The organism is Pseudomonas sp. ATCC 13867 (assembly GCF_000349845.1).
Classification (GTDB): Bacteria; Pseudomonadota; Gammaproteobacteria; order Pseudomonadales; family Pseudomonadaceae; genus Pseudomonas.
This window is the reverse complement of the sequence record NC_020829.1, coordinates 4,174,674-4,190,412: the sequence shown is the minus strand read 5'-3', so window position 1 is coordinate 4,190,412 and position 15,739 is coordinate 4,174,674. Positions and strand designations below refer to the sequence as shown.

The window sequence follows — 15,739 nt, the reverse complement described above, 5'->3', positions numbered from 1 at the left end:
GGGACCTGAAAGGCCGTGAGTGTGGCACAGAACGGGCGGGTCTAGAAAGCCGCTGAGAACAGTTCGCTTCTAGGGCGGGCGCGGTCCGTCACAGAGGGATCATCGGCGGTGTTGGCGTTGGCCGCACTTCGCTATAATCGCCGGCTTGCTGACAAGCCAAACCCTGACCCGAGCGGGTCTGATTAGGAACGCGCATGTTCGAAAACCTTACAGATCGCCTCTCGCAAACGCTGCGCCACGTTACCGGCAAGGCCAAGCTGACCGAGGACAACATCAAGGACACGCTCCGCGAAGTGCGGATGGCCCTGCTGGAGGCCGACGTGGCCCTGCCGGTGGTCAAGGACTTCGTCGCCAAGATCAAGGATCGCGCGGTCGGCACCGAGGTTTCCAAGAGCCTGACTCCGGGCCAGGCCTTCGTGAAGATCGTCCAGGCCGAACTGGTCGAGCTGATGGGCGCGGCCAACGAGGACCTCGACCTCGCAGCAGCCCCGCCGGCGGTCATCCTGATGGCCGGCCTGCAGGGCGCGGGCAAGACCACCACCGCCGGCAAGCTGGCGCGCTTCCTTAAAGAGCGCAAGAAGAAGTCCGTGCTGCTGGTGTCCGCCGACGTCTATCGTCCGGCGGCGATCAAGCAGCTGGAAACCCTGGCCAACGACCTGGACGTGACCTTCTTCCCGTCCGACACCAGCCAGAAGCCGGTGGCCATCGCCGAAGCGGCGATCCGCGAAGCCAAGCTGAAGTTCATCGACGTGGTGATCGTCGACACCGCCGGCCGTCTGCACATCGACGCCGACATGATGGACGAGATCAAGCAGGTCCACGCGGCGATCAAGCCGGTGGAAACCCTGTTCGTGGTCGACGCCATGACCGGCCAGGACGCCGCCAACACCGCCAAGGCCTTCAACGACGCGCTGCCGCTGACCGGCGTGGTGCTGACCAAGGTCGACGGCGACGCCCGTGGCGGTGCCGCGCTGTCCGTGCGCGCCATCACCGGCAAGCCGATCAAGTTCCTCGGCATGGGCGAGAAGAGCGAAGCGCTCGACCCGTTCCACCCCGACCGCGTGGCCTCGCGCATCCTCGGCATGGGCGACGTGCTCAGCCTGATCGAGCAGGCCGAGCAGAACATGGACCGCGAGAAGGCCGAGAAGCTCGCGAAGAAGATCAAGAAGGGCAAGGGCTTCGACCTGGAAGACTTCCGCGACCAGTTGCAGCAGATGAAGAACATGGGCGGCCTGGGCAGCCTGATGGACAAGCTGCCGATGCTCGGCGGCGTCAACCTATCGCAGATGGGTAACGCGCAGAACGCTGCGGAGAAGCAGTTCAAGCAGATGGAGGCGATCATCAACTCCATGACCCCCGCCGAGCGCCGTGATCCGGAAGTGATCAGCGGTTCGCGCAAGCGACGCATCGCGATGGGGTCCGGCACCCAGGTGCAGGACGTCGGTCGCCTCATCAAACAGCACAAGCAGATGCAGAAGATGATGAAGAAGGTCACCGCCAAGGGCGGCATGGCCAAGATGATGCGCGGCATGGGCGGCATGTTCCCCGGCGGCATGCCGAAGATGTGACCCCAGACGGCTCGCCGCCCGGCGGGCCGGACGCGCTGCGGCTTGCGGCGCGGGGCTTTAGCTCATAGAATATGCGGCCTTTCGGGCTATGTGCCCGAGGGCTGCATTTCTTTTTTGCAAGCAAACCATAGGAACAACGTACGCATGGTAACCATTCGTCTGGCTCGTGGCGGCTCCAAGAAGCGCCCGTTCTACCACCTGACCGTGACCAACAGCCGCAACGCTCGTGACGGCCGTTTCGTCGAGCGCGTCGGCTTCTTCAACCCCGTTGCAACTGGTGCCGAGGTCAAGGTCTCGATCAACCAGGAGCGTCTGAACTACTGGCTGAGCCAAGGCGCTCAACCGTCTGAGCGTGTTGCTCAGCTGATCAAGGAAGCCGCCAAGGCTGCCTGAGATCGATGAACACGAATACTGCTCCCGCCGAGGAGATGGTTGTTCTCGGCAAGATCGTATCGGTGCACGGTATTCGTGGTGAGGTGAAGGTGTATTCCTTTACCGATCCGTTGGACAACCTGCTGGACTATCGTCGCTGGATGCTCAAGCGTGGCAACGAGGTTCGACAGGCTGAGCTGGTTCAAGGTCGCGTGCAGGGCAATGTCCTGGTCGCGAAGCTGAAGGGACTGGATGATCGCGAGATCGCCCGCACCTTCGCTGAATTCGAAATCCTGGTCCCGCGCAGCGAGCTGCCGGTGCTGGACGATGGCGAGTTCTACTGGAGCCAGTTGGAAGGTCTCAAGGTGATCGACCAGAACGGGCAACTGTTCGGGATTCTCGACCACATGCTGGAGACCGGCGCCAACGATGTGATGGTAGTCAAGCCCTGCGCAGGCAGCCTGGACGACCGTGAACGCCTGCTCCCGTATACGGATCAGTGCGTGCAATCGGTGGACCTGGAAGCCGGCGAGATGCGGGTGGACTGGGACGCGGATTTCTAACCCATGTGGATGAGAGCCCTCAGCCGATGTGGATAGGAGTCATCAGCATCTTTCCGGAGATGTTTCGCGCCATCAGCGACTATGGCATCACGAGTCGCGCGGTCAAGCAGGAGCTGATCCGGCTTCAGTGCTTCAACCCGCGGAGCAACACCGAAGACCGTCACCAGACGGTGGATGACCGGCCTTTCGGCGGTGGTCCCGGCATGGTGATGAAAATCAAGCCGCTCGAAGGCGCACTGGGCGATGCCCGGCAAGCTGCAGGCGGACCGGCGAAGGTGATCTACCTCTCGCCGCAAGGTCGCAAGCTCACGCAAGCGGCCGTGAAAGAACTGGCGAACGAGGAGCGACTGATCCTGATCGCCGGGCGTTACGAAGGCATCGACGAGCGCTTCATTGAAGAGCATGTCGATGAGGAATGGTCGGTTGGCGATTATGTCCTGTCCGGGGGTGAGCTTCCGGCCATGGTGCTGATTGACGCGGTCACGCGATTGTTGCCCGGTGCACTGGGCCACGTGGACTCCGCCGAGGAGGACTCCTTCACGGATGGCCTGCTCGACTGTCCGCACTACACCCGACCCGAGGTGTACGCAGACAAACGTGTTCCTGAGGTGCTGCTCAGCGGCAACCACGAACACATCCGGCGCTGGCGTTTGCAGCAGTCCTTAGGCAGGACCTGGGAACGACGTGCCGATCTTCTGGATTGCCGCTCGCTTTCTGGAGAAGAGAAGAAGCTGCTGGAGGAATACATCCGCCAGCGGAACGATAGTTAACGTATCGATGGCGAGCGCCGAGCGCTTGTCTTAGGAGCACGAAATGACCAACAAGATCATTCAGCAGATCGAAGCTGAACAGATGAGCAAAGAGATTCCGGCGTTCGCCCCCGGCGACACCGTAATCGTCCAGGTTAAAGTGAAGGAAGGCGACCGTCAGCGTCTGCAGGCCTTCGAAGGCGTTGTCATCGGCAAGCGTAACCGCGGCCTGAACAGTGCTTTCACCGTTCGCAAGATCTCCAACGGCGTAGGTGTTGAGCGTACCTTCCAGACCTACAGCCCGCTGGTAGACAGCGTTTCCGTCAAGCGTCGCGGCGACGTGCGCAAGGCCAAGCTGTACTACCTTCGCGAACTGTCCGGCAAGGCAGCGCGCATCAAGGAAAAACTGGTCTAAGACCGGTTCTTTCGAAGAAAAAAGCAGCCTACGGGCTGCTTTTTTCTTGCCCACGATTTGTCCCATCTGCCTTCGTCAGCGCATTAGAAGCACAACACCCGCAACACCGGCAGCCACCCTCATTGCATCAGGTAGCAGTGGCATGAGCCCCCGAGAGCAAGAAATCCTCCGGCGCACGACTTTGGCGGAAACCCGCGTAACCAAGGCGATCTTCCCGCCCACCACCAATCACCACAACACCCTGTTCGGCGGCACCGCGCTGGCCTGGATGGACGAAGTCTCGTTCATCGCCGCGACGCGCTTCTGCCGCCTGCCGCTGGTGACCGTTTCCACCGACCGCATCGACTTCAAGCATCCGATCCCCGCCGGCTCCATCGTCGAGCTGATCGGCCGGGTAGTGAAGGTCGGCAACACCAGCCTCAAGGTCGAGGTGGAGGTGTTCGTCGAGAGCATGTCCGCCGATGGCCGTGAAAAGGCCATCCACGGGCTGTTCAGCTTCGTCGCCATCGATGACGAGAAGCGCCCGCTGCCGGTCCTGCCCGGCTTCGAGGCCTGAAACGCCAGAAGGCGCCCTTGGGCGCCTTCTGGCGTTGCGCAACTTGTAGGAGCGAGCTTGCTCGCGAACGGCCTGACATCGATGCGGCCGGCTGAGTTGTTCGCTCCTGCAAAAAAGGTTCAGCGGCGCAGGCTGATCTTCAGCGAGGCCTGGGACAGGTCGATGTTCTGCAGGCTCAGGCTGCCCATGTTCTGGGTCTTCGGTGCCCCGGCGACGCGGATGTTGTCGAAGCGCACCTCGCCGATGGAGCTGGGCAGGCGCACATTGATCGAGCCGTCGGCATTGAAGGTCGAGGAGGCGTGCTCGGTGTCGTATTGCACGTCACGCAGGGAGGTCTCGGCGTCCAGGCTGTCCACCACCGGCAGTACCAGCCGCGCGAGCTGCTTGACGGTGCCCACGCCGTCGCCGCTTTCCGCGCTGACCAGCAGGCTCTGCAGGGTGTCGTCGAAGCCCTGGGCGCTGACGTTGCTCATCTCGCGGTCACTGAGCGGCTTCAGGCCTTTGAGCGTTTCATGACGGGTGATGCTGACCGGTGCCTGGCGCTGCACATCCGCGCTGGCCAGTTGAAACGGACTGAGCAACGCCGCGACAAGGGTGGCGGCGAGGCGCAGGTTGTTCTGTTTCTTCAGCGCCCGCCCGAGTTGGCGCTCGCTGATCCAGCCCTGCTGGATCAGGGTTTCGCCCAGGCGCAGCCCGTTGTCGAGCTGGAGCTGGATGGCATGTTCCAACTGCTGGAGGGTGATCAGACCCTTGCTGATCAGGATCTGGCCGAGACGGGAGTTCTGTTGACTGGGCATGGCGGCAGGCTTCATTTGTGCAATGATGGCGTGATGCAATCATTGTCTGTCGGACTGATTCTGTCACCCACCTAAAGATAGGCTGACGTGGCCAGTTGTCAGGTCGTTGCCGTGTGTGCCGTTTCGTTTGTACTCGCGGTGTTTTCCGGGGCCTCTTCGATCAGTGCGATCAGTGTCCAGCCGGTGCCCGGCGTCAGCGGCCGGTCGGGGCTGGCGATCTGCAGGCGGCCGTTCGGGTCGCGGGCGAACAGCAGCAACGCGCGGCCGCCGTGTTGGGCCTGGTATTCCGCCCAGCCGAAGTTGTCGCTGAGCAGCGTCGAGCGGACTTCCGCGCCCCGTGCGATCAAGCCCGCCAGTTGCGGGTAGGTGACGGACGTCTGCCCCAGCGGGTGCCCGCGGTGGCGGTCGCTGATGCGGTGCTTCTCGCTGCGGCGGCTGTCCTGGCTGCTGGGCAGGATGAAGCGCTGCCAGGGGCTGAACTCGTGGCGGAAGCTCATGCACATCAGCGCATTCAGCTCGGCGTTGGGCGACAGCGCCAGCAGGTGTCCCAGGCCGATCAGGTCCAGGTGCGCCTCGGCGTGTTGCGAGGCGGGGTTACCGAAGTAGGTCGGCAGGTTTTCCATGCGCGCCGCGCGGGTATTTTCCCAACTGGAGTCGGTGAGCAGTACCTTCACCCCGACGTTCTGCAGGCCGGCGCCGATGGCTCGCGCCACGGGGTTGGCACCGATGATCAGGAAGCCGGTAGGCACCGGTTCGGCGACTTTCAGCAGCCGCGCCAGCGGACGGGCGGTGGCGCTCTGCAGGATCACGGTGCCGATGATCACCAGGAAGGTGAGGGGCACCAGCACCCCGGCCTGGGCGTGGCCTGCCTCGTGCAGGCGAATCGCGAAGATCGCCGAGACCGCCGCGGCGACGATGCCGCGCGGGGCTATCCAGCTCAGCAAGGCACGTTCGCGCCAGTTCAGCGCGGAGCCGGCGGTGGAGATCATCACGCTCAGCGGTCGGGCGACGAACTGGATCAGCGCCAGCACCAGCAACGCCACCGGACCGAGGCCGAGCAGTGCCGCCAGGTCCAGACGCGCGGCGAGCAGCACGAAGAGCCCGGAAATCAGCAGCACGCTGAGGTTTTCCTTGAAGTGCAGGATGGGGCGCACGTCGACGCTCGGCATGTTCGCCAGGCGCAGGCCCATCACGGTCACGGCGAGCAGCCCGGACTCCGACATCACGCTGTTCGACAGCACGAACACACCCAGCACCACCGACAGCGATGCCAGGTTGTGCAGGTAGTCGGGCAGCCAGTGACGGCGCAGGGCGACGCCCAGGGCCTGGCCGCCGGCCAGGCCGAAGGCGATGCCGCAGCCGGCCACGCTGAAGAAGGTCAGCAGGCTGTTCGTCCAGCCCTGCCCGTCGCTGCTGGCGGCGATGAAGGTGTACACCACCACGGCCAGCAGGGCGCCGACCGGATCGATGACGATGCCTTCCCAGCGCAGGATATTGGCGATGGTCGCGTTGGGGCGCACCACCCGCAGCATCGGCACGATCACCGTGGGGCCGGTAACCAGGGTGAGGGTGCCGAACAGCAGGGCCATCTCCCAGGTGAAGTCCAGCAGATAGTGGGTCGCCACGGCGATCACGCCCCAGGTGACGAGCGCGCCGACGGTGACCAGGCGGCGGACGACCGTGCCGATTTCCTTCCACTCGTCCAGGTGCAGGGTCAGGCTGCCTTCGAACAGCACCAGCGCGACCGCCAGCGACACCAGCGGGAACAGCAGCGGGCCGAACAGTTGCTCCGGTGTCAGAAGGTGCAGGACGGGACCCAGCAGGATGCCGCTCAACAGCAGGAACAGGATCGCCGGCAGGCGCAGGCGCCAGGCCAGCCATTGGCTGAAGAGGGCTGCGAGGCCGATGCCAGCGAGGGCGTAGTAGGTACTGTGTTCGTCCATGAGGGCGCTGGAGTCCTTGTGCGGTTGGCGGTGGAGTTGTGGGCGGGGGGTGTGGAAGACTAGTTCCACGCTTCCCCTATCGATATAGCTGACATGATGCCGGTTTCACATTTACTGATCGATCGTTTCCTGGATGCCCTCTGGCTGGAAAAGGGGCTTTCCGACAACACCCGCAGCGCCTACGGCAGCGACCTGGCGCTGTTCAACGGCTGGCTCGACGAGCGCGGGGTGGCGCTGGAGGCGGCGGGGCGCGAGGTGATCCTCGACCACCTGGCCTGGCGTCTGGGGGAGGGCTACAAGGCGCGCTCCACCGCGCGCTTCCTCTCGGGGTTGCGGGGCTTCTACCGCTATTGCCTGCGGGAAGGGCTGATCGACGAGGATCCGACGTTGCTGGTGGAACTGCCACAACTGGGCAAACCCCTGCCCAAATCGCTCTCGGAGGCCGACGTCGAAGCGTTGCTGGCGGCGCCGGAAACCGACGATCCGCTCGGCCTGCGCGACCGCACCATGCTGGAGGTGCTCTACGCCTGTGGGCTGCGGGTCAGCGAGCTGGTCGGGCTGACCCTGGAGCAGGTCAACCTGCGCCAGGGTGTGGTGCGTGTCATGGGCAAGGGCAGCAAGGAACGGCTGGTGCCGCTGGGAGAGGAGGCGATCCGCTGGATCGAGCGCTACGTGCGCGAGGCGCGCGCGGACCTGCTGGGCGGCCGCCCCAGCGACGTGCTGTTTCCCAGCCTGCGCGGCGAACAGATGACCCGGCAGACCTTCTGGCACCGCATCAAGCTGCACGCGAAGGTAGCCGGCATCGGCAAGAGCCTGTCGCCGCACACCCTGCGCCATGCGTTCGCCACTCATCTGCTCAACCACGGTGCGGACCTGCGGGTGGTACAGATGCTGCTGGGGCACAGTGACCTGTCCACCACGCAGATCTACACCCACATCGCCCGGGCGCGCCTGCAGGACCTGCACGCACAGCATCACCCCCGCGGCTGAGCTGACACTGTAGGAGCGAGCTTGCTCGCGAACGCATTTCACCAAATCTTTCCGGGTGGTGCGGTTCGCGAGCAAGCTCGCTCCTACAGAAGAGCCGCCGAAGCTTCCTGCTACAGCCTTTGGCTCGGCCTCACCAGCCCGGTGTGATAGTCTGCGCCGACTGACCTCAGGAGTTTTCCATGCGTTTGTCCCGACTTCTGGCTGGTGCGGCCTTCGGCCTCGTCAGCACCCTTGCCCTGGCCGCCGAGCCGGACCAGGCAATCCGCGCCACCCTGCAATCCCTGCAGCCCGACCTGCCCATCGAAGCCATCGCCAAGAGTCCTCTCGAGGGCATCTATCAGGTGCAGCTCAAGGGCGGCCGCGTGCTCTATGCCAGTGCCGATGGCCAGTTCGTCGTCCAGGGCAACATCTACCAGGTGAAGGACGGCAAGCCGACCAACCTGACCGAGGAAGCCGAAAGCGCGGGCGTGGCCAAGACCATCAACGGCATCCCGACCGCCGACATGGTGGTCTTCCCGGCCAAGGGCGAGACCAAGGCGCACATCACCGTCTTCACCGACACCACCTGCCCGTACTGCCAGAAGCTGCATGCCGAAGTGCCGGAACTGCAGAAGCGCGGCATCGAAGTGCGCTACCTGGCCTTCCCGCGCCAGGGCCCGAACTCGCAGGGTGACCAGCAGCTTCAGGCCGTGTGGTGCTCGAAGGATCGCCAGGCGGCGATGACCGACATGTTCCACGAGAAGGAAGTGAAGGCCGCCAAGTGCGACAACCCGGTGAACAAGCAGCTGGAGCTGGGCCAGATGGTCGGCGTGCAGGGCACCCCGGCAATCATCCTGGCCAATGGCCAGATGCTGCCGGGTTACCAGCCGGCCGGCCAGATCGCCAAGCTGGCCCTGGAGGCCAAGTAAGCCGCGGGCTGCGCTTTGATTGACTAATAAAGAACCGCTTCGTAATGTGCGGTTCCTTTTGACAATGAACCGGGCCCGGGCCTGGTTCGATCCTGGTGCCTGCCCACCGTGCCCGCCTCGTTGCGGGCACGCTGCGTCAGGCACTGTGCTGCTGTAATCATGGGGAGTTTCAGCGTGAATCCGGTGAAAGTGGGAATCTGTGGGTTGGGGACCGTCGGTGGCGGTACCTTCAATGTACTCAAACGCAACGCCGAGGAGATTGCCCGCCGTGCCGGGCGTGGTATCGAGGTTGCGCAGATTGCCGCCCGTCGCCCCAATCCGAAGTGTGAAACCGGCAGTACCCCCATTACTGCCGACATCTTCGACGTGGCGAACAACCCGGAAATCGACGTGGTCATCGAGCTGATCGGTGGCTACACCCTGGCCCACGAACTGGTGCTCAAGGCCATTGAGAACGGCAAGCACGTGGTCACCGCCAACAAGGCGCTGATCGCCGTGCACGGCAACGAGATCTTCGCCAAGGCGCGCGAGAAGGGCGTCATCGTCGCCTTCGAGGCCGCCGTGGCTGGCGGCATCCCGGTGATCAAGGCGATCCGCGAGGGCCTGGCCGGCAACCGCATCAACTGGCTGGCCGGCATCATCAACGGCACCGGCAACTTCATCCTCACCGAGATGCGCGAGAAAGGCCGCGCCTTCGAGGACGTGCTGAAGGAAGCCCAGGCACTGGGCTACGCCGAAGCCGATCCGACCTTCGACGTGGAAGGCATCGACGCCGCGCACAAGCTGACCATCCTGGCGTCCATCGCCTTCGGCATTCCGCTGCAGTTCGACAAGGCCTACACCGAAGGCATCACCCAGCTGACCACCGCCGACGTGAACTACGCCGAGGCCCTGGGCTACCGCATCAAGCACCTGGGCGTCGCCCGCCGTACCGACAAGGGTATCGAGCTGCGCGTACACCCGACCCTGATCCCGGCCGACCGCCTGATCGCCAACGTCAATGGCGTGATGAACGCGGTCATGGTCAACGGCGATGCCGCAGGCTCCACGCTGTTCTACGGCGCGGGTGCCGGCATGGAGCCCACCGCTTCCTCGGTGGTCGCCGACCTGGTGGACGTGGTTCGTGCCATGACCGCCGACCCGGAGAACCGCGTACCGCACCTGGCCTTCCAGCCGGACTCGCTCTCCGACCACCCGATCCTGCCGATCGACGCCTGCGAAAGCGCCTACTACCTGCGCATCCAGGCCAAGGACCACCCGGGCGTACTGGCCCAGGTGGCGACCATCCTCTCCGAGCGCGGCATCAACATCGAATCGATCATGCAGATGGAAGTCGAAGAGCATGATGGCCTGGTGCCGATGATCCTGGTTACCCACCGGGTGCTCGAATCCCGCATCATCGAAGCCATCGCCGCGCTGGAAGCGCTGGATGACGTCGCCGGCAATGTCGTACGCATCCGCGTCGAACAATTGAACTGAATCGAACGCGGCGGCGCCTGTGCGCCGCCGCCAGACCGAAGGTTTCACACCATGCGTTACATCAGTACCCGCGGCCAGGCGCCCGCGCTGAACTTCGAAGACGTCCTGCTCGCCGGCCTGGCCAGCGACGGCGGCCTCTACGTGCCGGAAAACCTGCCGCGCTTCACCGTCGAGGAAATCGCCTCCTGGGCCGGCCTGCCGTACCACGAGCTGGCCTTCCGCGTGATGCGCCCGTTCGTTGCCGGCAGCATCGCCGACGCCGACTTCAAGAAGATCCTCGAAGAGACCTACGGCGTCTTCGCCCACAACGCCGTGGCACCGCTGCGCCAGCTCAACGGCAACGAGTGGGTGCTGGAGCTGTTCCACGGCCCGACCCTGGCCTTCAAGGACTTCGCCCTGCAGCTGCTCGGCCGCCTGCTCGACCACGTGCTGACCAAGCGCGGCGAGCGCGTGGTGATCATGGGCGCCACCTCCGGCGACACCGGCTCGGCCGCCATCGAAGGCTGCAAGGCCTGCGAGAACGTCGACATCTTCATCATGCACCCGCACAACCGTGTGTCCGAGGTGCAGCGCCGGCAGATGACCACCATCCTCGGCGACAACATCCACAACATCGCCATCGAAGGCAACTTCGATGACTGCCAGGAAATGGTCAAGGCCAGCTTCGCCGACCAGGGCTTCCTGAAGGGCACCCGTCTGGTGGCGGTCAACTCGATCAACTGGGCGCGGATCATGGCCCAGATCGTCTACTACTTCCACGCTGCCCTGCAGCTCGGTGCGCCGGCCCGTTCGATTGCCTTCTCGGTGCCGACCGGCAACTTCGGCGACATCTTCGCCGGCTACCTGGCGCGCAACATGGGCCTGCCGGTCAGCCAACTGATCGTCGCGACCAACCGCAACGACATCCTGCACCGCTTCATGTCCGGCAACCGCTACGACAAGGACACCCTGCACGCGTCGCTGTCGCCGTCCATGGACATCATGGTTTCGTCCAACTTCGAGCGCCTGCTGTTCGACCTGCACGGCCGCAACGGCAAGGCCGTCGCCGAGCTGATGGACAACTTCAAGGCCACCGGCAAGCTGGCCGTCGAGGATGACCGCTGGACCGAAGCCCGCCGCCTATTCGATTCGCTGGCCGTGGATGACGAACAGACCTGCGAGACCATCGCCGAGGTCTATGCCGAGTGTGGCGAGCTGCTGGACCCGCACACCGCCATCGGCGTGCGCGCCGCTCGCGAGTGCCGCCGCAGCCTGGCGGTGCCGATGGTCACCCTGGGCACCGCGCATCCGGTGAAGTTCCCGGAAGCGGTGGAGAAGGCCGGCATCGAGGCCGTTCCGGCGCTGCCGGCGCACCTGGCCGACCTGTTCCAGCGCGAAGAGCGTTGCACTGTGCTGCCGAACGAACTGGCCAAGGTCCAGGCCTTCGTCAGCGCCCACGGTAACCGTGGCAAGCCGCTCTGATCCGTGACGGATCGATGAAAAGGCCCGCCTTCATGGCGGGCTTTTTCATGGGCGGCCGTTACCGCTTTATGGACCAACGGTACTAAGCAGGACGAACTTAATCGCCGATAGCGATGTCTTTTCTTCAGGTTTTTCATTTCGCAACAAGGAGATATGACATGGACCGGCTAAGCGTGCTGCTGACCGAGACCTTCGCTCCCTACATCCCCTCCCTGGGCCCGGCGCGCCCTGATGGCGGCCGTATCCTGACCCTGACCAACGACGAGGGCGATGTCGTGTTGCGCCGGGTGATCGACGGCCAGCAACTGGCGGACGAGCATCAGCGCGAGGATGCGGTCCGGTCGGTTCGCCGCGATCTGCTGATCCAGGAAGGGCGGATGGAGGACGATGTCATCGTCGCCCTGCGGCAGCGTGCCCAGGTGCTCAGCTACGGGACGTGAGTTTTCCTGCTCTGCGCAAGTTAAAACGCCGCCCCTGGGGCGGCGTTTGCGTTACTGGCCTGCAGCTACAGGGGCGTGCTTTTGTAGTAGCGGACCTTGGCTGCGATGCTTTGGGGGGCGGCATTCCTGCTCCAACCGAGATGGCGGATAGCGCCCTGCACAGTTACACAGCCCCCTGTTGCCGCATCACCGCAATAGCCGCCGCGTCATACCCCAGCCCGCCCAGCACCTCATCGGTATGCTCGCCCAGCCCCGGCCCGATCCAGTCCGCCGAGCCAGGCGTGTCGGAGAGCTTGGGCACGATGCCCGGCATGCGGAAGGGCTTGCCGTCCGGCAGCTTGGCCGAGAGGAACATCTCGCGGGCGAGGAACTGCGGGTCGGCGAACATATCCTCGGCGGAGTAGATGCGGCTGGCTGGCACTTCGGCTTCGCCCAGTACCTTCAGCACGCTGTCCAGGGGCTCCGAGCGGGCCCAGCGGTCGATCACCCCGTACAGCTCGTCGCGGCGCTGGTCGCGCCCGGCGTTGTCCGCCAGTTGCGGGTCATCCGCCAGGTCGGTGCGGCCGATGGCGAGCATGAAGCGGCGGAAGATCGCGTCGCCGTTGGCGGCGATCTGCACGTGCTTGCCGTCGGCGCTGGTGTGCACGGAGGAGGGCGTGATGCCGGGCATGATGTTGCCGGTGCGCTCGCGGATGAAGCCGAACACATCGAACTCCGGCACCATCGATTCCATCATGGCGAACACCGCTTCATACAGCGCCACGTCCACCACCTGCCCCTGTCCGCCGTTGATCTCGCGGTGGCGCAGCGCCATCAATGCGCCGATCACGCCCCACAGCGCGGCGATGGAGTCGCCGATGGAGATGCCGGTGCGCACTGGCGGGCGGTCCTCGAAGCCGGTGATGTAGCGCAGCCCGCCCATCGACTCACCCACCGCGCCGAAGCCCGGCTGGTCCTTGTAGGGGCCGCTCTGGCCGAAGCCGGAGAGGCGCACCATCACCAGACGGGGATTCAGCGCGTGAATGACGTCCCAGCCCAGGCCGAGTTTTTCCAGCACGCCGGGGCGGAAGTTCTCGATCAGGATATCCGCCTCGGCCAGCAGCTTCTTCAGCACGTCGCGCCCGGCCTCGTGCTTGAGGTTGAGGGTCAGCGAACGCTTGTTGCGGGCCTGCACGAACCACCACAGCGAGGTGCCTTCGTAGAGCTTGCGCCACTTGCGCAGCGGGTCGCCGCCGTCGGGCGATTCGACCTTGATCACCTCGGCGCCGAATTCCGCGCACAGGCGCGAGGCGAAGGGACCGGCGATCAGCGTGCCAAGCTCGATCACTTTGAGGCCGGCGAGGGGTTTGGTTGTGGTGTTCATCGGTCGGTCCGTTCGGCGGGTGGTCGGCGGACTTTACCGCCCACGCGGGCGTTCGAACAGGCCGCCGGGCCGGCCGTCCGCCATCGGTGCTTTGCGCAGGCGGCGGGCGCGCGTAGAGTAGTTGCATTCGAGTGCGTTTCCATCTTCAGCTCGCCTGGTTTCGGGCAGGTACTTCGTCATGTGCTCCTCTTCTTCAAGACAGCCCGATGCTCTTGTGGCGCTCCCCGGCGGATGCGCGCAGGCCGACGGCGAGGGGGCTGCATGACGTTGCATTTGCCGACGCTGATCGTCGTCGACCTTTATGTGCTGACCCTGGTCGGCGTGCTGATGGCGTTCGCCTGGCATAGCGGCCGTCGCGAACAGACCCTCGGCTACATGAGCGCCGCGCTGCTGCTGGGCGCGCTCGGTACCGTCCTCGGCACCCTGCGGGGGATGAACATCGACCTGGTGCCGATCCTGCTGGGCAACATCGTCCTGTACCTCAGTTCGGCGCTGAGCTGGACCGCCCTGCGCGTGTTCGCCGGACGCAAGCCGCACTGGCCGCTGATCGGCGCCGGGGCCGCATTCTGGGCGCTGCTCTGCCTGATCCCGGCGTTCTACGAATCCCTGGCGGCACGGGTTTTCGCCAATACGGCGATCATCCTCGTCTACTGCCTGGCCGGCATCGGCGAACTGTGGCGCAGCCGCCACAAACTGGAGGTGGAGCTGCGTCCGATCCTGGCGCTGATGCTCTTCCATACCGGTACCTACGCGGTGCGCCTGGCGGTCGACCGTGGCATGCCATTCCAGAGCGTGACCAGCAACGGCCAGGGATCGACCTTCTTCACCCTGCTGGTCTTCGAGACCATGCTGTTCGCCATCGGTATCGCCTTCGCCACCCTGGCGATGGTCAGGGAGCGCGCCGAACTGCAGTTCCGCAGCGCCGCCCTGAGCGATCCGCTGACCGGCGTGGGTAACCGCCGCGCCTTCATGGAGACCGGCGAGCGCCTGTTGCGGCTGTGCGCCGAGCGGGGCGAGCAGGCATCGTTGCTGCTCTGCGACCTGGACAACTTCAAGCGTCTCAACGACTCCTACGGCCACCCTGCCGGCGACCGCGTGCTGGTGGAGTTCAGCCGCATCACCGCCTCGCGCATGCGCAAGCAGGACCAGTTCGCCCGCATCGGCGGAGAGGAGTTCGCCTGCCTGCTGGTGGCCGCCGATACCGAGGGTGCCTGCCAGGTGGCCGAGCGGGTGCGCCGGGAGTTCGCCGAGCTGCCGTTCATGGCCGAGGGCCAGCTCAGCGTCAGCATCGGCATCGCCACCACCCGCGAGGCCGGGCATGACCTGCTGCGCCTCTTGTCGCTGGCCGACCAGGCGCTCTATGCCGCCAAGGCCAAGGGCCGCAACCGCATCGAACTGGCCGCGCCGGAGCCGGGAACCGACCGACGCCCGCGTACTTGATCAACCGAGCCGGTGCTTTCGCGGTAGACTTGCCGCCTTCGAAAAATCGCCGGGAACCCTCATGGCCCTGTCCGCCACGCCCTACAAAGCCGATATCAGCCTGACCGACCTCGACCGTGGGGTCTACGAGACCCTGCGCTTCACCGTCGCCCGCCATCCCTCGGAAACCGAGGAGCGCCTGGCGGTGCGCCTGCTCGCCTACGTCATCTGGTACAACGAGCAGCTGGCGTTCGGTCGCGGCCTGTCGGACGTGGAAGAGCCATCGCTCTGGGAAAAGAGCCTAGACGACCGCGTGCTGCACTGGATCGAAGTCGGCCAGCCCGACGCCGACCGCCTGACCTGGTGCTCGCGTCGCTGCGAGAAGCTGACCCTGGTCGCCTACGGCAACCTGCGCGTGTGGACCACCAAGGTGCTCGACAGCGTGCGCCACCTGAAGAACCTCAACGTCGTCGCCATGCCCCAGGAGCCGCTGGAGGAAATCTCCCGCGACCTGCCGCGCTCGATCAACTGGACCGTGATGATCAGCGAAGGGACCATCTTCGTGACCGACGAACGCGGCCAGCATGAACTCCAGGTTGAATGGCTGATGGGCGAACGCTGATCCGGAGCTGCTGCGTGTCGGCCGGGCTGCGTTGGCGACAGGCTCGGGCGTGCTCATTTGCTGCAGCAAACTCCGCCGCCCAAGCCTGCCGCCG

The 15,739-nt window shown here is 64.8% G+C and carries 17 protein-coding genes; 13 read left to right on the top strand and 4 right to left on the bottom strand.

The window, feature by feature from the left end; genetic code table 11:
- The first annotated feature begins 194 nt into the window (after nt 1-194).
- From ffh to H681_RS18725, 6 genes are all read left to right on the top strand, one after another.
- Nucleotides 195-1,568 carry a signal recognition particle protein gene (ffh, locus tag H681_RS18750; protein WP_015478456.1) on the top strand — a complete coding sequence of 458 codons (1,374 nt, stop codon included), beginning with the start codon at nt 195-197 and terminating at the stop codon, nt 1,566-1,568.
- A gap of 144 nt (nt 1,569-1,712) precedes the next feature.
- A complete protein-coding gene (gene rpsP / locus H681_RS18745; RefSeq protein WP_015478455.1) occupies nt 1,713-1,961 on the top strand; it encodes a 30S ribosomal protein S16 in 249 nt (82 codons plus the stop codon).
- Between the two features lie 5 nt (nt 1,962-1,966).
- Nucleotides 1,967-2,503, top strand: a complete 537-nt coding sequence (rimM, locus tag H681_RS18740) for a ribosome maturation factor RimM (protein WP_015478454.1) — start codon at nt 1,967-1,969, stop codon at nt 2,501-2,503.
- A 26-nt stretch (nt 2,504-2,529) separates the two neighbouring features.
- Nucleotides 2,530-3,273 (top strand): tRNA (guanosine(37)-N1)-methyltransferase TrmD, encoded by a 744-nt coding sequence (gene trmD, locus H681_RS18735; RefSeq protein ID WP_015478453.1) that lies wholly within the window; start codon nt 2,530-2,532, stop codon nt 3,271-3,273.
- Between the two features lie 43 nt (nt 3,274-3,316).
- Nucleotides 3,317-3,667, top strand: coding sequence for a 50S ribosomal protein L19 (gene rplS, locus H681_RS18730; RefSeq protein ID WP_015478452.1), 351 nt, complete (start codon nt 3,317-3,319; stop codon nt 3,665-3,667).
- A gap of 142 nt (nt 3,668-3,809) precedes the next feature.
- Nucleotides 3,810-4,223: an acyl-CoA thioesterase gene (locus tag H681_RS18725; protein WP_015478451.1), complete on the top strand. Its 414-nt coding sequence runs from the start codon at nt 3,810-3,812 to the stop codon at nt 4,221-4,223.
- Nucleotides 4,224-4,342: 119 nt separating this feature from the next.
- Here H681_RS18725 and H681_RS18720 read toward each other — a convergent pair whose 3' ends face one another.
- Both H681_RS18720 and H681_RS18715 read right to left on the bottom strand, forming a co-directional pair.
- A complete protein-coding gene (locus H681_RS18720) occupies nt 4,343-5,020 on the bottom strand; it encodes a hypothetical protein (RefSeq protein WP_015478450.1) in 678 nt (225 codons plus the stop codon).
- Between the two features lie 98 nt (nt 5,021-5,118).
- Complete coding sequence (locus H681_RS18715) at nt 5,119-6,963, bottom strand: cation:proton antiporter (RefSeq protein WP_015478449.1); 1,845 nt, start codon at nt 6,961-6,963, stop codon at nt 5,119-5,121.
- Nucleotides 6,964-7,056: 93 nt separating this feature from the next.
- On the opposite strand from H681_RS18715, the gene xerD reads away from it, so the two are divergent.
- From xerD to H681_RS18690, 5 genes are all read left to right on the top strand, one after another.
- Nucleotides 7,057-7,953 carry a site-specific tyrosine recombinase XerD gene (gene xerD / locus H681_RS18710; RefSeq protein WP_015478448.1) on the top strand — a complete coding sequence of 299 codons (897 nt, stop codon included), beginning with the start codon at nt 7,057-7,059 and terminating at the stop codon, nt 7,951-7,953.
- A 179-nt stretch (nt 7,954-8,132) separates the two neighbouring features.
- A complete protein-coding gene (locus H681_RS18705) occupies nt 8,133-8,861 on the top strand; it encodes a DsbC family protein (RefSeq protein ID WP_015478447.1) in 729 nt (242 codons plus the stop codon).
- Nucleotides 8,862-9,035: 174 nt separating this feature from the next.
- Nucleotides 9,036-10,340, top strand: coding sequence for a homoserine dehydrogenase (locus H681_RS18700; RefSeq protein WP_015478446.1), 1,305 nt, complete (start codon nt 9,036-9,038; stop codon nt 10,338-10,340).
- 51 nt (nt 10,341-10,391) lie between these two features.
- On the top strand, nt 10,392-11,801 hold the full coding sequence (gene thrC, locus H681_RS18695) for a threonine synthase (RefSeq protein ID WP_015478445.1): 1,410 nt from the start codon (nt 10,392-10,394) through the stop codon (nt 11,799-11,801).
- Nucleotides 11,802-11,959: 158 nt separating this feature from the next.
- Nucleotides 11,960-12,241, top strand: coding sequence for a DUF3509 domain-containing protein (locus H681_RS18690; protein ID WP_015478444.1), 282 nt, complete (start codon nt 11,960-11,962; stop codon nt 12,239-12,241).
- 163 nt (nt 12,242-12,404) lie between these two features.
- Here H681_RS18690 and H681_RS18685 read toward each other — a convergent pair whose 3' ends face one another.
- Nucleotides 12,405-13,604 carry a CaiB/BaiF CoA transferase family protein gene (locus tag H681_RS18685; RefSeq protein ID WP_015478443.1) on the bottom strand — a complete coding sequence of 400 codons (1,200 nt, stop codon included), beginning with the start codon at nt 13,602-13,604 and terminating at the stop codon, nt 12,405-12,407.
- Between the two features lie 33 nt (nt 13,605-13,637).
- Complete coding sequence (locus H681_RS26450; RefSeq protein WP_157883338.1) at nt 13,638-13,784, bottom strand: hypothetical protein; 147 nt, start codon at nt 13,782-13,784, stop codon at nt 13,638-13,640.
- An 81-nt stretch (nt 13,785-13,865) separates the two neighbouring features.
- Between H681_RS26450 and H681_RS18680 the strand changes: the two genes are divergently transcribed.
- Together H681_RS18680 and H681_RS18675 are read left to right on the top strand one after the other, a co-directional pair.
- The gene (locus tag H681_RS18680; protein ID WP_015478442.1) at nt 13,866-15,044 is read left to right on the top strand and encodes a GGDEF domain-containing protein; all 1,179 of its coding nucleotides are present in this window, start codon (nt 13,866-13,868) and stop codon (nt 15,042-15,044) included.
- Between the two features lie 61 nt (nt 15,045-15,105).
- A complete protein-coding gene (locus H681_RS18675) occupies nt 15,106-15,645 on the top strand; it encodes a YaeQ family protein (protein ID WP_015478441.1) in 540 nt (179 codons plus the stop codon).
- Nucleotides 15,646-15,739: the final 94 nt, after the last annotated feature.

Bases quoted from the DNA above. Each gene is read 5' to 3' on its own strand.
- ffh (WP_015478456.1), top strand. From the start codon at position 195: ATGTTCGAAAACCTTACAGATCGCCTCTCGCAAACGCTGCGCCACGTT.
- H681_RS18720 (WP_015478450.1), bottom strand. From the start codon at position 5,020: ATGCCCAGTCAACAGAACTCCCGTCTCGGCCAGATCCTGATCAGCAAG.
- H681_RS18725 (WP_015478451.1), top strand. From the start codon at position 3,810: ATGAGCCCCCGAGAGCAAGAAATCCTCCGGCGCACGACTTTGGCGGAA.
- H681_RS18690 (WP_015478444.1), top strand. From the start codon at position 11,960: ATGGACCGGCTAAGCGTGCTGCTGACCGAGACCTTCGCTCCCTACATC.
- rpsP (WP_015478455.1), top strand. From the start codon at position 1,713: ATGGTAACCATTCGTCTGGCTCGTGGCGGCTCCAAGAAGCGCCCGTTC.
- xerD (WP_015478448.1), top strand. From the start codon at position 7,057: ATGATGCCGGTTTCACATTTACTGATCGATCGTTTCCTGGATGCCCTC.
- rimM (WP_015478454.1), top strand. From the start codon at position 1,967: ATGAACACGAATACTGCTCCCGCCGAGGAGATGGTTGTTCTCGGCAAG.
- H681_RS18715 (WP_015478449.1), bottom strand. From the start codon at position 6,963: ATGGACGAACACAGTACCTACTACGCCCTCGCTGGCATCGGCCTCGCA.
- H681_RS18685 (WP_015478443.1), bottom strand. From the start codon at position 13,604: ATGAACACCACAACCAAACCCCTCGCCGGCCTCAAAGTGATCGAGCTT.
- rplS (WP_015478452.1), top strand. From the start codon at position 3,317: ATGACCAACAAGATCATTCAGCAGATCGAAGCTGAACAGATGAGCAAA.
- trmD (WP_015478453.1), top strand. From the start codon at position 2,530: ATGTGGATAGGAGTCATCAGCATCTTTCCGGAGATGTTTCGCGCCATC.
- H681_RS18680 (WP_015478442.1), top strand. From the start codon at position 13,866: ATGACGTTGCATTTGCCGACGCTGATCGTCGTCGACCTTTATGTGCTG.
- H681_RS18675 (WP_015478441.1), top strand. From the start codon at position 15,106: ATGGCCCTGTCCGCCACGCCCTACAAAGCCGATATCAGCCTGACCGAC.
- H681_RS18705 (WP_015478447.1), top strand. From the start codon at position 8,133: ATGCGTTTGTCCCGACTTCTGGCTGGTGCGGCCTTCGGCCTCGTCAGC.
- H681_RS26450 (WP_157883338.1), bottom strand. From the start codon at position 13,784: ATGACGAAGTACCTGCCCGAAACCAGGCGAGCTGAAGATGGAAACGCA.
- thrC (WP_015478445.1), top strand. From the start codon at position 10,392: ATGCGTTACATCAGTACCCGCGGCCAGGCGCCCGCGCTGAACTTCGAA.